Genomic DNA, 16,388 nt, shown 5'->3' with positions numbered 1-16,388 from the left:
AATATCACCTCTTTTTAATCACTCAACTGTCTCAAGCCTTCAAACATCTTGTCTTCATAATTCTAAATATTAAATATTCATTCAGATAATAATTATTCAACAAAACCAAATAATTTTGTTAAAATTTAAATTTATAATTATCATGATTTTTATTAGTTTTTTTCTTGCATGTGTTTTTCACTTGTGCTATAATGAAGTTGGTTATCCCCCCGATAGCCAAAATATATTCCCAATACCCCTTTTAAGCATTTATGCTTAGAACAAAACGGCCTACCCGGGTCGTTTTGTTCTTTTTTGCAACTTAAGAAAGTCTTATCCTTATATCATGTTTCATGGCCCTGCAATATTCTTCCATGATTTTCTCCACTATCCTATTTTTGCTTGAGTTAAGCTTCATATCACCGATGCTGTTGACAGGCATAACATCGATTGAAGTACCAGTCATGAATGCCGCATCAAAGAAGGTTAATTCTTCAATTCTCAATGTCCTTCTCTGTACTGCAATTCTTTCTTCACGGCATATATCAAGAACCTTCTTTCTTGTAGTTCCTAGAAGAACACCTTCATCGGGAGCTGTAAGGACCGTATTCCCCTTCACAAAGAATACATTGGTTCTGCTGCCTTCAAGTATTTCTCCGTTTTCCGAAACATAGATGCATTCATCTGCTCCTTCACTTTCAAGAATGCTGTTGATCAAGCTTCTCAATTCATTGTTGATAATTTTTGCATTTGGAGTTTCCCTCTCCTCATAAATCAACACAGTACTGTATCCCTCCATGTGCTTTTCTTCTGAAGGATATTTCGACTTTGTGAGGTAAGCAATGACATGTTCTTCTGAATTTTCATAGAAAGCAATTTTAATATTGTTTTCTGTAATATTATATTCATCTACAAGAATCTTTATCATATCATCTATTTCGCGATATTCAAAAACTCTATCAAGACCAATAAGTTTTATACTTTTATTCATCCTGTCCACATGTTCCTTCAAAAAAAGAGGCTTTCTTTCAATTATTCTAATTACTTCATAAACCATCTTTTTTTCTCCATCAAGAACCGTAAATATATCCTCCATGGGTACCAGTTCACCATTTAAGAATCCCTTTTCCATAATACTATCTCTCATCTTTCCTCTCCCGCCAAAACTCGGTTAATTCACTCTCGAGTTCACTTAAATTGTTTACCATTTTATAATTGTTCCATGAATCAGGAAAAAGATTCCTGTACCTTTGTTCTGAGTACCTGTCATCAACCAAAAGTACTGTACCTGCATCTTTTTCAGTTCTGATTACTCTTCCCGATGCCTGCAGCACCTTGTTGAATCCGGGATACATATAAGAAAATTCAAAGCCTGTATTGTATCTTTCCCTGTAATACTCCATTACAAGGTCGCTTTCAAAGTTTATTCTTGGAAGACCTACACCAAGTATCATTACTCCAATGAGGAAATCTTCTACAAGGTCTATACCTTCCGACAACACGCCTCCAATCACCGAAAAAACAATCCTTTCATCATCCTCATAGAAACCTGATATAAGCTCCCCATATTCAGCTTCAGACATATTCGGTTTTTGAACCGTTATATTGTCCATGTCATAATATTGTGAATACAAATCATGTATTTCCTTCAAATACGAATACGATGGAAAAAATATTATGTAGTTGCCTTTTTTCACATTTATATATTTGTTTATTAGAAGACATACCCTTTCAGCATTTTTCCCCCGATCTCTGTACTTCATTGATATTCCGCTGTTCAATATTAAGTCCAGATTATCATTGTCGAAGGGAGATTCAAATCTTATTACATTGTCTTTGTCCGTTCCGCCAAGTATATTGGAATAATATTTCAAAGGAATTAACGTTGCAGAAAAAAACACTACAGACCTTACCTTTTCATTTATTTCTCTTAAAATATTCGATGGATTCTTGCAGAAAAGCTTCACTTTAAATCCATCTTCATAACCTGCATAATAGTCAAAATCATCACAAAACAATTCGGACATTTTCAAGAAAGCAGAAGACTGAAAAAACAATTCCAAAACCTTGCTGTAGTTTTCATTCTTCTTGTTTCTTTTAAGCCATTCATCAAGGGTTCTGTTCATATTTCTCAAGGATCCCAGGAGCCTGTCTGGTTCTTCTATTACACTGAATCCTCCTTCTTCAACAGTATGCATTATGTCAAGAATTGCCTTGTTTACCTTTCTTATGGCATTATAATCCTTTTTGAATCGTTCCTTCAGCGGTCTGCTGACTTCAAGAAAATCCTTCTTGAACAACTCCGCCGAATACATTGACCTTGCTCTGTCGGAAAGGTTATGCGCCTCGTCTATAAGTACCACCGTACCTTTGTTCTCTTCTCCGAAGCCTCTTTTCAATGCAGCTCTGGGATCATAGAAGTAATTGTAGTCGCAAATCGTAAGGTCGCCTACCAAACTAAGGTCCAGAGTGAATTCAAAGGGACAAACCTGAAACTCTTCACTTATTTCCTCAATTGCCTCTCTTGAAAACATATCATATTCTTCGAAGGAATACTTCAAGGCTTCATTGATTTTGTCAAAATATCCATAGGCATAGGGACAGTAGTCCTTGTCGCAGTTGCATTCCTCCATGAAGCATATCTTTTCCTTGGCGGTTATAATAACCGTCTTCAGCTTGAGACCTTTATCACTAAGATCCTTTATGGTATTGAAGGCAATTTCTTTAGTTGTGGATTTGGCAGTCATATAATATATCTTATCAAGAGACTTGTATCCCATATACTTGATTGCCGGGTATAGGGTTGAAATAGTCTTGCCTATTCCTGTCGGCGCCTGGATGAATATGTTTTTTCGATCCTTTATGCTTTGATAAACAGAGACTGACATTTCCCTTTGTCCCTTTCTATATCCTTCATGAGGAAAATCAAGGCCTTTGATCGATGTCTTTCTTTCTAATTTCCAGTCTAAAACAGTTCTTGCCCAGTAGTGATATTTTTCAAGAGCTTCAAAAAGATTCTTTTCGAGCTCTTGAAAATCCATTATTTTAATGAATTCAACTGTTTTAAAGGTTTCAACATTGCAGTACCTAAGTCTTATTCCCATGGAATCAAGTTTTTTCATGGAAGCGTACATGTATGCATACATAAAAGCCTGGCACCAGTGGGTTATATTGTCGTCCCTGATATCTTCCTCTTCAAGAAAGGTAGACTTGATTTCATCTACAAAATGGAGATTGTCATCCCTGTATATGCCGTCAGCTCTTCCTTCCAGAATATACGTCATGCCCTCATATTCTATTTCCTTCTTGAGGAAATACTCCTTCTCATATGCGGCTCCTTCCATATCCTGAAGTCTTTTATGGATCTCAACACCTTCCATAGCTCTTGAATTACTCATATATGTATTGTCCAGATGACCGCTTCTAAATGCATATTCGGCCAACGCTCTAACTGACAGGTTAATACTGTGCATTTCCACCTCTTTTGGTTGCTTTCCTTCACGTAGGAGTTACCGCATTCGCAGTAACTCCTACCATATAGATTATAACACTGTGAAGTAAATAAAAAAACCGGCAAATGCCGGTTTAATCCAAGAATTTTTGTATTACTACTGTATATCCGTTAGGATCCTTGATTTCAAAGTGATAAATGTTATACTTTGCATCCACTACAGGCAAAGGCAAATTTTCATAACCTGAAGCCTTAAGATGCGCATGTACTAAGTCTACATCCTCGGCAAGCAATGTAATCTCCGGTGAAACACGTCCTGTTACCACCTGCATGCCGGAACAAAATCCCACCTTGCCGCCCTGGGGAATTTCATAAATCCTGCAGTCTCCCTGATCCTTGAAAAGTACAAGTTCCAAAAGACCTGAATAAAACTCATGGGTCTCCTGTAAATCATCAGTTCCCAGAAAAATTACGGAACCATTCCATTGATTAATCATAGTACCACTCCCTTCGTTTAATTAAGCCAGTTTTTTGCGAATCTTAACAGTACTTCCATCTATCTGAAAGTCATCGGACAGTCTCTTTACAAGAATCAGTCCTCTGCCACCAGGCTTCAGTTCATCGACATTGTACCTATTGTTGACCTTTACTCCATCTCCTTCGTCAGACACTGTTATTTCAACAATCATATCATCCATATAAAGATATAGGTCAACATATCTTTCGCCGTCTTTCCTGTTGCCGTGAATTATGCTGTTGCATATCAATTCGTTCAATATAAGTCTCAAATCGAAAAGGTTGTCGCTATTCAATCTTCCATCGACCATTCCAAGAACTTCAGATATCACTTTCTGAGCAAGATCAATATCACTACGAAATCTTTTTCTAAAATCCATTTCACATACCTCTCTCGATATAAATATACCCAGATTTTAGACTTTTAAACAGGCATGTGAAATGAACTGTGAATTTAAATTATTATTGGTTTTACTATCGAACTATTTGTTGTTCAACACCGCTTGCGCGGCTGCAAGCCTTGCTATTGGAACCCTGTAAGGCGAACAACTTACATAGTCAAGACCAGCTCTGTAGAAGAAATCTATGGACTCAGGATCTCCACCGTGCTCACCGCATACACCGATTTTAAGGTCGTTTCTTGTCTTTCTGCCAAGATTTACACCTATTTCAACAAGTTTTCCAATACCTGCCTGATCTATGCTTTGGAACGGATCTCTTGGAAGTATCTCCTTGTCTATATACTCTCCGATGAACTTCCCTGCATCGTCTCTTGAAAATCCAAATCCCATTTGTGTAAGGTCGTTTGTTCCAAAAGAGAAGAATTCAGAAACTTCAGCAATTTCATCTGCAGTAACGGCAGCTCTTGGAATCTCTATCATTGTTCCAACGAGATATTCAAGTTTGCCGTCTTTCTCCGCAATTACATCCTCCACTGTATTCTCGACAATTCCCTTCAAATATTCAAGTTCTGTTTTCATACCTGCCAGTGGAATCATGATTTCAGGCTTGATGCACACACCCTCTTCGGCGTTTACTTCAATGGCTGCCTCTATTATCGCCCTTGTCTGCATCACCGCAATTTCAGGGTATGTAATTGCAAGTCTGCATCCTCTGTGGCCAAGCATAGGATTGAATTCATGTAGCGAGTTGATAACTTCCTTCATTTTTTCTATGGACACGTTCATATCGTCAGACAACGCCTTGATATCAGCTTCTTCCTGGGGGAGGAATTCGTGCAATGGAGGATCAAGAAGTCTTACGGTAACAGGTCTTTCCTTCATCACCTTGTAGATTCCCTTGAAGTCAGCCTTTTGCATAGGAAGAATCTTTTCAAGAGCTTCCTTTCTTTGCTCCACTGTCTCAGAAAGAATCATTTTTCTTACTTCAGGTATTCTTTCTTCATCAAAGAACATATGCTCCGTTCTGCAAAGACCTATTCCTTCAGCTCCAAATCTGACTGCCGTCTCAGAATCAACAGGAGTATCGGCATTGGTTCTGACTTTAAGCGTTCTTGTTTCGTCAGCCCATTCCATAAGTTGTGCAAAATTTCCTGAAAGGTTTGGTTCCACAGTCTTTATACTTCCCTTGTATACCTTTCCGGTGCTTCCATCAAGTGAAATAGTATCTCCTTCAACGAATTTTTCTCCCTTGATTGTAAATTCCTTGGCTTCTTCATTTACCCTTACCTCATCACATCCTGCCACACAGCATTTTCCCATTCCCCTGGCAACAACTGCAGCATGAGATGTCATTCCACCTCTTGCAGTAAGGATTCCATTAGCGACATTCATTCCTTCAATGTCTTCAGGTGAAGTTTCCTTTCTGACCAAAATTACAGCTTCTCCTTTTCCGACAGCAGCAACAGCTTCATGTGCTGTAAAGTAAACTTTTCCAGAAGCAGCACCAGGCGATGCAGGAAGCCCCTTTGTCAAAGCTTCAGCTTCCACCATCGTAGTTTCGTCAAATGTTGGGTGTAAAAGCTGGTCGAGTGATGAAGGCTCTATCCTAAGCAAGGCTTCATTTTTCGTAATAAGTCCTTCACCAACCATTTCAACTGCTGCTCTCAATGCAGCATCAGCTGTCCTCTTTCCATTTCTTGTCTGTAGAATAAAAAGCTTTCCTTTTTCTATTGTAAACTCGATATCCTGCATGTCCTTATAGTGTTTCTCAAGATTTTCAGTAATTTCCTTGAATTGAGCATAAACCTCAGGCATGATGTCGCCTAATTCGTCGATTGTTTTTGGCGTTCTTATTCCCGCAACAACATCCTCTCCCTGGGCATTCATAAGAAATTCTCCAAAGAGTTTGTTCTCGCCTGTAGCAGGATTTCTGGAGAAGGCAACTCCCGTTCCCGAATCATCTCCCATGTTTCCAAATACCATTGACTGTACATTAACGGCAGTCCCCATGGAATGCGACAGGTTGTGGATATTCCTGTATGTGATTGCCCTTGCATTGTTCCATGAACTGAATACGGCATTAATTGCCATTTCAAGCTGCTCTTTAGGATCCTGCGGAAATGCCTTTCTAACTTCCTTCTTGTATATTGCCTTGTATTCATCAACTATTTTCTTCAAATCTTCAGTAGTAAGTTCCGTATCGCTTTCGTATCCGTTTTCTTCCTTTGCATCGTCAAGTACGTTTTCAAAAAGGTACTTTGGAACAGAAAGGACAACATCACTGAACATTTGAATAAATCTTCTGTAACTGTCATAGGCAAATCTTTCGTTTTCAGTCTTTGTAGCCAGTCCAATAACGGAATCATCATTCAGTCCAAGATTGAGTATTGTGTCCATCATTCCAGGCATTGATATTGCGGCACCAGATCTTACAGATACAAGCAAAGGATCATTGATATCCCCGAATTTCTTTCCGGACTGTTCTTCAATAACCTTCATGCATTCATCTACCTGAGCTTTAATTTCGTCAGAAAGCTTTTCTCCCTGATTGTAGAATTCTGCACAAGCTTCAGTTGTAACTGTAAACCCATAAGGCACCGGAAGACCTATATTGGTCATTTCTGCAAGGTTCGCGCCTTTTCCTCCAAGAAGAGCCTTCTTTGATGCTTCCCCTTCCTTAAACAAATACACCCATTTTTTTTCCATTAATGTTTCCTCCTAATTGTAGTGACTATTTATTATTTTGAGAAATTATTGATATAATTATATTTGCAGTTTCTTCAATAGCTCTGTGGGATACATTTATTACGGGACATTTTATTTTTTCGAAAATCCTGTCCGCATACTCAAGCTCCTTCAATATCCTGTCCAAGTCCGCATATGAAGAATTACTTCTCACTCCCATGTCCTTCAATCTTTCTCTTCTGATATTATTGAGAACTTCAGGACTGTTTGTTAAACCTATTATTTTTTTGTGCGATATTTGGAATATCTCTTCTGCAGGTTTCACTTCAGGTACCAGCGGAAGGTTTGCCACCTTGATGTTCTTGTTGGCAAGATACATGCTCAATGGAGTTTTTGAAGTCCTTGATACTCCTATCAGCACAACATCTGCTTTCTTGAATCCCCTGGGATCCTTCCCATCGTCATATTTCACGGCAAATTCAATTGCTTCTATCTTGTCGAAATAATATGATGTAAGTCTTCTGTTGAGACCCGCCTCCCGTTTGGGTTTCATTCCCGTAAGCTCTTCCAAAGGCTTGATTATAGGACCTAGAAGGTCTATTGCAATTATATTGTTTTCTTCGGCAATCTGCTTGAAATATTCTTTTTCCTCGCTCATTACAAGAGTGTATATTATTATGCATTGCCTTTCCTTTGCCAACTCAACTATTTCATCCATTTGCTCCTTGTCAAGCACAAATGAAAACTTTCTAATTGCCCCCACCGAATCGTTAAACTGTATCTTTGCCGCCTGAGCTACCAGCTCTGCTGTTTCTCCTATTGAATCCGAAACAACAAACATTTCTATTTTGTTATCCTGCATACAACCGCTCCTTTAATGTGTTATACTATTCGGTCGTAAATTACAATTAGTATAACACAAACAAATAATTTGTGTACATGTTTTTTTGCAAATTTTTCATAAAATTTTCATATACTCTATTCTATCGTTCAAAACCGCTATTTTCAACCTGTTTATTGCAAATTTAATTTGATTTTTATGTAAAATTTAAACTCTCACCGACAAAATAATAGATGTAAAAATATTTTCATTGATGTAAAATTAGATAAGGTGATATAAATGGAATATGAATTCTTGTTGAAATATATGTCTCAGGAAAACATAGATCTCGTAATAAATTTCATAGACAGGTTTGGAGTACTTGCAGGTATAGGCCTGCCTGTTCTGGAATCCTTCATACCTCTACTTCCTCTCGTTCTTTTTGTTACCCTCAATGTATTCTTCTTCGGTTTTTTTGGAGGATATATGCTGTCTTGGATAGGAAACTGTGCGGGCTCCATTCTCCTTTTCATGTTCATTAGATACATAAGAAGAAAAAGGCATATGATAAACATTAGAAAAGACACAAGATATCACAGAATCAAAAAAAGAATAAGCGACAATGACTTCACATTCCTTTTCGTACTCCTCTGCTTTCCATTTACACCATCGTCGGTGGTTACACTTATTGCTGCCGTATCCGATATAAAGCTGGAACACTTCATCATAGCACTCCTACCCTCAAAACTTATTATGGTGTTGTCCCTTGCCTTTATAGGTTTCAACATATCATCCTTTTGGGAAAATCCTGCCAGATCAATTGTATTCCTGGCGTCAATTTTAATAATCAACATGGCCGGCAAAAGATTTATGGAATTCTATCACAAGAAATATGAAGAAGATTGATAAATATTCTCTTGCAAAAATTTGGTTTTATTATATAATATTGAACTTGAGGAAAAGAATGATCCATTTTGGGATTTACAGGAGGAATAAATGAAATTTTTCATCGATACGGCAAATGTTGAAGAAATCAAAGAAATAAATGAATGGGGAGTTGTTGACGGAGTCACTACAAATCCATCATTGATAGCTAAGGAAGGAAGAGTTTTCAAAGAAGTAATCGAGGAAATAACCAGCATAGTTGACGGACCAATTAGCGCTGAAGTTATTAGCCTTGAAAGTGAAGGAATGGTGGAAGAGGCTCTTGAACTTGTTAAGATCCATAAAAACATAGTAATAAAGATACCAATGACCGACGAAGGTTTAAAGGCTGTCAAGGTACTTTCTTCAAAGGGAGTGAAAACAAACGTAACACTGATATTTTCACCAAGCCAGGCACTGCTTGCCGCCAAGGCCGGCGCTGCATATGTAAGTCCTTTTGTCGGAAGACTGGATGACATCAGCAATCCAGGCATGAATGTCATATCTGACATAGCAGAAATATTTGATATTTTCTGCATTGAAACAGAAATAATCTCTGCAAGTATTAGACATCCAATGCATGTAGTTGAATCGGCAAAAATGGGAGCTCATATAGCAACGGTACCATACAAGGTGTACAAACAAATGCTTAAGCACCCACTGACAGACATAGGAATAGAGAAATTCCTTAAGGACTGGGAAGGTTTAACCAAGTAATGCAATCATAAAAATGCACAATAAAAATCAAACCGGTTTTTATTGTGCATTTTCTATTTCAATCAAAATCCATCAGTAACAACTCTCTTAAGAAAATCGTCCTCAAAATACTCCATCGCATTTTTGAGCGGTACAGCTTCAGTCTTGCCGCTGCCGCACAGAGACGCAATTTCCATGGTTTTTACTATTCTTTTATAGTTCTCCACATCTTCTTTTGTTCCCTTGCTCTCCTTGAATCTTTCCAATATTCTTTTAAGTTGCTTGTTTCCTTCTCTGCAAGGAGTACACTTGCCACAGCTTTCATGGGAAAAGAATTTCTGTACAGTACCAACATATTCCACTATATCGTCAGTATCATCCGCAACAACCACTGCACCCGAACCTATGCCCATGTTCAGATTCGAAAAGGTTTCGTAGTCATATCCTATGTTCAATTTTGACCCAGGAAGAATTCCTCCCGAAGCTCCGCCTATCTGAACAAAACCGATTTTACGACCGCCTGAAACTCCTCCCGCCAAACCATTGATCATTTCCATCACGGAAATTCCAAATGGCACTTCATACACTCCGGGAGTATTGACTTTTCCGCTTATGCATACAACCTTGGTTCCAGGGCTTTCTTCAGTACCGTGTTCAGTAAATATTTCACTGCCGTTTTTCATTACAGTTGTGATTGCAGCAAGAGTCTCTACATTTATTATTAGAGTCGGAAGCTGAAGGTAACCCGCCTGCTTCACATATGGCGGCTTGGACCTTGGTATTCCAGGTTTCCCTTCCAGGGACTCGCATAAGGCAAATCCTTCGCCGCAGACATAGGAACCCGCTCCCGATACAAGCCGTATGTCAAAATCATGGCCGCTGTTTTTGATATTCTCTCCAAGCCAGCCGTATTCCCTTGACTTTTCAATGGCATTGCCTATTCTGTCCCTCATCCAGTAGTATTCTTCACGAAGATATATGAATCCTTCATTTGCATCAGTAAGATACGAAGCTATGAGCATGCCCTCTATGATCTTGTATGGGTCCCTTTTGAGTATTTCCCTGTCCTTGAAGGTTCCAGGCTCACCTTCGTCTGCATTGCAGACAATTACCTTTCTTTCATTTTTGACAGCCCTTGACTGGGACAGCTTCCTTCCTGTAGGATATTGAGCTCCACCCCTTCCCCGTATTCCGGATTTGGAAATTTCATCAATGGATTCTTCAATACCTTTCTTTACAGTGTTGTTGAAGGCTTCGTAACCTCCCAGACCAATGTAGTCAATTATGTTCATTCCATCATATTCATCAAAGTTGGAAGTTATTATCTTAAGACTTCCATTGTCTGTCGATAACCTTTTATCTTCAGGATACAATTCGTCCCTGGAAAGTTTCTCGATAATTTCTTCAATCTTATTTCTGGTTATATTTCCGTATATCCTGTCGCCAATCCTTATTGCCGGAGCCATGTCACAGGCTCCAAAACAGGGAGTCTCCTTCAACGAAAACAATCCGTCATCTGTTGCCTCGCCTTTTTTTATTCCCAGGATATCCTCAACCCACTTTTCAATCCTGCCGTTCCCCATAAGGCCGCAAGTGGTTCCGTTGCATACATTAATTACATACCTTGCTTCAGATTCCATGGACAAGGCATCGTAATAGCTGATAATGCTGTGAATTCTGATTTCAGGTATATTGAGTTCTCTCGATATAAATTCAATGGTGTCCCTGTCGATATACCCCTTATCTGTATTCTTTTGTATTTCCACGAGCATCTGTAGAAGCTCATGACTATCGTAATTATATTTTTTCAAGATAGATTCAACAAATTGTCTGTTGCATTCCAGTATCTTGTTTGACATATTGCCCTCCTCTATATTCATTGTCCTGTATATATGTTCATTCTGTTTCCTCTTGCAAAACCGATTATTACTATTTTGTATTTCTCACCCAGCTCTATAGCCTTGAGCGTAGGGGCCGATCTTGACACTATGCACCCGATATCAACAGCAGCAGCCTTCTGAACTATTTCAGAGGAAATCCTCCCCGATACAAGAAGGACCTTGTTGTCAAAACTGATGTTGTTGATTGCCGCTTTACCGATAATCTTGTCTACCGCATTGTGCCTGCTTATATCTTCACTGAAAACGAGTATCTCCTTCATAACAGACAACCCGCTGCTGTGGACTCCCCCTGTATTTTTGAAATTTTCCGATCTTGCGTTGAAGTCCTTTATGACCATTTGAATTTCTTCATAATTGATTTTCATATATCTGGTCCGCCAGCCGTTTTTTTTCAATAAAGGAAGATGAAATGTCCTGTTTTTACCACAGGCAGTTGTAACGGTCCTTACAATTCGAGCTTCATCTGTAAAAAGATACTCCCTGCTTTCCACAGTTTCAATCTCAACCTGCCCCTTTTCCGAATCTATACTTTTAAAACCTGTCAACCTTATATCATCGATGCTGTCTATTATGGATTCTGCCAACAGATAGCCTATTGCAAGTTCTTCCATTTCATCTGGAGAACAGGTGAATTTGACGAAATCCCTCCCATTCAATGAAAGCTTCAACTCGTACTCTGCAACTACCAAATCTGTTTCCTCAGTACATTTCCCATCCATGTATTTTTTTATCTTTGTATCTTTAGATATTTTCATTTCAATCACTACTTCCACTTCCCAGATAGATGCTTATGTCCTCCCTTGTATTAAAATTAATAAACATCTCCCAGTTCGGACTGAATCTTCTTGCTTTATTTTCTTCAATGTATATGAATTTCAACGTTTTTACAAGCTTGTGGATTGAATAACCTCCACCATAAAGATACTCCTCTATATCCATCACAATGTTTTTCGAGTAAAATGCATTGAAAGGTTCTATATGGTCTCCGTAAAGGGTCATGCATCCATCCACATCCTTCTGATATATGTTTTTTTTCATGAAATTGATATAGGCAGTGTTTATTACAGGCATATCGCAGGCCATCACATAGGAATACTTGCTCCTGGAGGCAACCAGTCCAGCATGAATACCTCCAAAAGGACCTTTATCTTCAATGATGTCACTTACCGCTCTACAGTCAAGGTCATTGTAAAATTCCCTGTTTTTTGTCACGACTATTATTTCATCAAAAATCCCATGTAAAGCTTCAATCTGATAATTGACTATTCTTTTTTCATCAATCATTATGAGCTCCTTGTTATAGCCCATTCTGCTGCTCTTTCCTCCAGCCAATATTATTGCAGAATTGAATCTTTCCATCATCATACCTCTTTCATTATTTTTTCCAATCTAACTGCACTGACCTTGAATTCAGGTATTTTCGCAACAGGGTCCAGTTCCGTATGAGTCAGTCGGTTTGCCGCGCCATCAGTGAAATGAAAGGGGATAAAAACGACATCTTCCTGAATATCATCTGTAACAAAGGCGGTAGTCTTTACTTCCCCTCTTCTTGAAATCACTCTTATCAACTCGCCGTCATTGATTTTCAATCTACTTGCAGTAGTAGGGTTTATTTCAACAAAGGAATTAGGATACAAATTGTTGAGTCCCTCAATTTTCCCGGTCATTGTTCTGGTATGATAATGATACAATATTCTTCCAGTAGTAAGAATGTATGGGTATTCCTTGTCGGAATTTTCATAACTGCTCATATAGTCTGCAGGCTTAAAAAGCCCTTTCCCTCTCACGGGAGCATCCTTGTGAAGGTATCTTGTTCCCGGATGGTTTTCATCAATACATGGCCATTGAAGCCCTTCTTCCTCGATTCTATCATAATTCATACCTTTGTACTGAGGTGTCAACCCTGCCAGTTCGTCAAATATAGCTCTAGGATTTTCATATCTTTCATTCATTCCCAGTCTTCTCATTATTTCAGTCAGTATTTCCCAGTCTGGCTTTGATTCACCTATGGGCTCTATGGCTTTCCTTACTCTTTGAACACGCCTTTCCGAGTTTGTGAAGGTTCCGTCTTTTTCTGCAAAGGTTGCCGCCGGCAATACTACATCTGCATGCTGCGCCGTTTCAGTCATGAAAATGTCCTGTACAACAAGAAATTCTGTATTTATCAATGATTCCTCCACATGTGTAAGGTCAGGATCTGAAAGCATTGGATTTTCTCCCATTATATAGAGGAACCTTATTTCACCTTTCCCGCAGTCATTGATTATTTCAGTCAGCGTCAAACCTGCCTGACTTGAAAGTTCCTTTCCCCATCCGCTTTCAAACTTCCTTTTAATATCTTCATCATACACTTTCTGATAACCGGGATAATCTCCAGGCAAGGCTCCCATATCACAGGCACCCTGTACATTGTTCTGTCCTCTCAAGGGATTGACCCCAGAAGATTCCTTCCCTATATTTCCTGTAAGAAGAGCAAGGTTGGAAAGAGACATAACCCCTTGTGTTCCAGTTGTGTGTTGAGTAACGCCCATTGAATATAAAATACTGGACTTGGCTCCTTCTGCATATATCCTTGCCGCCTTTCTGATTTCATCAGGATCCACTCCGCAAATGCTGCCGGCATATTCCGGAGTATAAGTTTTAACCACTTCTTTTAAATCTTCGTAGTTTTCAGTAGCTCTTGCTATATATTCACTATCCTGCAAATCTTCCTCTATAATAACATTCATGATGCCATTGAACAATGCAACATTGGTACCGGGCTTTAGGGGAAGATATACATCCGCCTTATATGCAAGCGGAATCCTTCTTGGGTCTGCTACAATAATTTTTGCTCCCCTGTTTTTTGCCTGCTTTACGAATGCACCCAGTACAGGGTGTGTCTCTGTAGTGTTTGAACCTGTGATAAATATAACATCAGAATCCAGCAATTCCAGGTTACTGTTGGTCATGGCACCACTTCCAAGAGTTGTAGCCAGGCCAGCCACCGTAGATGCATGACACAGCCTTGCACAATGGTCAACGTTGTTGTTGCCCATATATGCCCTTACCATTTTCTGAAAAAGGTAGTTTTCTTCATTGGTTACCCTGGCTGAAGACAATCCTGCAAAGGACTTGCTGCCGTATTTGTTTTTTATTCCTTTCATCTTTTCCGTAATCAACGAATAAGCTTCTTCCCAGCTTGCCTCCTCGAACACTCCATTTTTCTTTATTAAAGGTTTTTTCAGTCTGTCCTTGTGGTTGATAAAACCATATGCAAATTTTCCTTTAACACACAACAAGTCCTTATTGGTTGAGCTGTAATTTGGTTCAACCCCTACAACTTCGTTGTCTTTCACAAGGAGATCAATCTGGCATCCAACACCACAATATGCACAGGTAGTCTTTACCTTCTTTTCCACTTCCCATTTTCTCATTTTCTTTTTATGCTTTGGGCTCAATGCATTGACCGGGCACAATGATACACAGGTTCCACAGGATACGCAATCACTTTCTGCCAGAGTTTTGCCAAAGGGTGCTGCAACTTTCTGTTCGTCACTTCTATTTACAAAACCTATGGCACTGATTACTTGAAGTTCGTTGCATGCCCTTACGCACAAGCCGCAGTTGATGCACTTGCTGTCGTCTTTTATATAGAATTCGTTGGTGTCGTCAATATCCGATTCTCTCACTTTCCCGCAAACCTTTTCATTTATGTTGAATACGGGACCTTTCACATCATATTCATAGCAATAATCCTGAAGTTTGCAGTCGCCTGACTTCTCACAGGTAAGACAGTCAAGGGGATGATCCTCTATTATCAGTTCCAGTATTAGTTTTCTTGCTTCAACCACATCATCACTGTGGGTTTTTACAACCATTCCTTCTGCAGCAATTGTCGAACATGAAGGCTGAAGTCCCTTTCTTCCCTCTATATCTACAATACAAAGTCTGCACGAAGATCCATATTTAATGTCCAGGTCAGGATGGTAGCAAAGTGTAGGAATATCTATGCAGTTTCTTCTGCATACATCAAGTATTGTTTCATTTTCTTCTGCAATAAAGTCTGTTCCGTTTATATTCAAGTTAATTTTGTCCATAAATTACCTCCCACGAACATTTTACATAAAAAACGTCAACAAATCGTCTAATTATTACGTTAATTTAATAACAATGTCGTTAAATTAATAACAAAACGGTTTATTGTTCCTCAAATGCATACATACCATGTGTTCCACCGAACATTCAAACACAAATCACTTTTTTCTATATATAGTATATAACAATTCATGAAAATTTTAAATTTATTAAATCATATAATTTCGACGTTATCCAACAACGGTCATTACATATTTTGCCGAGATTCAACAAACAGCAGTTATGCATTATGCATAATTGCTGACACGGAAGCAAAAAAGCGAAAAAGACAGGTGTCAGTTCCCTGTCTTTTTCTACTATTCTGATATTTATATTTAAGAGGTCTTTAATCAATTAATTGGTGTCTTGTTTAAAGCTTTCTTACAGCTTAGGAAAGTTAAATATGCGTAATCCCTCGAAGCGCTGGTATTACGCGGTCAAGGAAACTTCCCTTCGCGCCTTAAAAAATGCTTTGCATTTTTCTGGCCTAGAACAATCCTGATATAACTCCATTGTCGTCTACGTCAATCTTCTCTGCAGACGGTACCTTTGGAAGTCCCGGCATTTTCATGATATCTCCTGTCGATACAACTATGAAGCCCGCTCCTGCAGATACTGTGACGTTGCTTGCAGTGATTTTGAATCCTGTAGGTCTTCCAAGCTTCTTGGGATCGTCAGTAAGGGAATACTGGGTCTTCGCCATACAGATTGGAAGGTTTCCAAATCCGAGGCTCTCAAGGTTTGCGATCTCCTTGTCAACCTTTGAAGTGTAGTCTACTCCGTCGGCTCCGTAGATCTTTGTCGCTATTGCTTCTATCTTTTCCTTGATGCTCATTTCGTCTGTGTATGTAAATTTGAATTCAGACTTGTCTTCCTCTACCAGTCTTATTACTTCCTTG

The 16,388-nt window shown here is 38.9% G+C and carries 13 protein-coding genes; 2 read left to right on the top strand and 11 right to left on the bottom strand.

Annotated features, from left to right (window positions below; all coding sequences use genetic code 11):
- Positions 1-301 precede the first annotated feature (301 nt).
- From BUB05_RS13585 to BUB05_RS13560, 6 genes are all read right to left on the bottom strand, one after another.
- Entirely contained in the window at positions 302-1,126 is an 825-nt protein-coding gene (locus tag BUB05_RS13585) for an aminotransferase class IV (RefSeq protein WP_073050164.1), read from the bottom strand.
- A complete protein-coding gene (locus BUB05_RS13580) occupies positions 1,116-3,452 on the bottom strand; it encodes a helicase C-terminal domain-containing protein (RefSeq protein ID WP_073050163.1) in 2,337 nt (778 codons plus the stop codon). Before BUB05_RS13580 ends, BUB05_RS13585 begins: the two co-directional genes overlap by 11 nt.
- A 112-nt stretch (positions 3,453-3,564) precedes the next feature.
- Entirely contained in the window at positions 3,565-3,927 is a 363-nt protein-coding gene (locus BUB05_RS13575) for a VOC family protein (protein ID WP_073050162.1), read from the bottom strand.
- A 21-nt stretch (positions 3,928-3,948) separates the two neighbouring features.
- On the bottom strand, positions 3,949-4,326 hold the full coding sequence (locus BUB05_RS13570) for an ATP-binding protein (RefSeq protein ID WP_073050161.1): 378 nt from the start codon (positions 4,324-4,326) through the stop codon (positions 3,949-3,951).
- A gap of 102 nt (positions 4,327-4,428) precedes the next feature.
- Complete coding sequence (gene ppdK, locus BUB05_RS13565; protein ID WP_073050160.1) at positions 4,429-7,053, bottom strand: pyruvate, phosphate dikinase; 2,625 nt, start codon at positions 7,051-7,053, stop codon at positions 4,429-4,431.
- A 25-nt stretch (positions 7,054-7,078) separates the two neighbouring features.
- Positions 7,079-7,894 carry a pyruvate, water dikinase regulatory protein gene (locus BUB05_RS13560; RefSeq protein WP_073050159.1) on the bottom strand — a complete coding sequence of 272 codons (816 nt, stop codon included), beginning with the start codon at positions 7,892-7,894 and terminating at the stop codon, positions 7,079-7,081.
- Between the two features lie 258 nt (positions 7,895-8,152).
- On the opposite strand from BUB05_RS13560, the gene BUB05_RS13555 reads away from it, so the two are divergent.
- Together BUB05_RS13555 and fsa are read left to right on the top strand one after the other, a co-directional pair.
- Positions 8,153-8,758, top strand: a complete 606-nt coding sequence (locus BUB05_RS13555; RefSeq protein ID WP_073050158.1) for a TVP38/TMEM64 family protein — start codon at positions 8,153-8,155, stop codon at positions 8,756-8,758.
- Positions 8,759-8,848: 90 nt separating this feature from the next.
- Positions 8,849-9,493, top strand: coding sequence for a fructose-6-phosphate aldolase (gene fsa, locus BUB05_RS13550; protein ID WP_073050157.1), 645 nt, complete (start codon positions 8,849-8,851; stop codon positions 9,491-9,493).
- Positions 9,494-9,555: 62 nt separating this feature from the next.
- Here fsa and BUB05_RS13545 read toward each other — a convergent pair whose 3' ends face one another.
- The 5 genes from BUB05_RS13545 to BUB05_RS13520 form a co-directional block, all read right to left on the bottom strand.
- Entirely contained in the window at positions 9,556-11,331 is a 1,776-nt protein-coding gene (locus BUB05_RS13545; RefSeq protein ID WP_175548570.1) for an NAD(P)H-dependent oxidoreductase subunit E, read from the bottom strand.
- Positions 11,332-11,348: 17 nt separating this feature from the next.
- A complete protein-coding gene (gene fdhD, locus BUB05_RS13535; protein ID WP_073050199.1) occupies positions 11,349-12,128 on the bottom strand; it encodes a formate dehydrogenase accessory sulfurtransferase FdhD in 780 nt (259 codons plus the stop codon).
- A 1-nt stretch (position 12,129) separates the two neighbouring features.
- Positions 12,130-12,732, bottom strand: coding sequence for a molybdenum cofactor guanylyltransferase (gene mobA / locus BUB05_RS13530; RefSeq protein WP_073050198.1), 603 nt, complete (start codon positions 12,730-12,732; stop codon positions 12,130-12,132).
- Between the two features lie 2 nt (positions 12,733-12,734).
- Positions 12,735-15,452 carry a formate dehydrogenase subunit alpha gene (gene fdhF / locus BUB05_RS13525; protein WP_073050156.1) on the bottom strand — a complete coding sequence of 906 codons (2,718 nt, stop codon included), beginning with the start codon at positions 15,450-15,452 and terminating at the stop codon, positions 12,735-12,737.
- 524 nt (positions 15,453-15,976) lie between these two features.
- Positions 15,977-16,388: formate--tetrahydrofolate ligase (locus BUB05_RS13520; RefSeq protein WP_139258021.1), on the bottom strand; the 412-nt coding region annotated here is incomplete at its 5' end.

Source organism: Dethiosulfatibacter aminovorans DSM 17477, from assembly GCF_900142005.1.
Lineage (GTDB): Bacteria > Bacillota > Clostridia > Tissierellales > Dethiosulfatibacteraceae > Dethiosulfatibacter > Dethiosulfatibacter aminovorans.
This window is presented reverse-complemented; position numbering and strand designations above follow the sequence as displayed.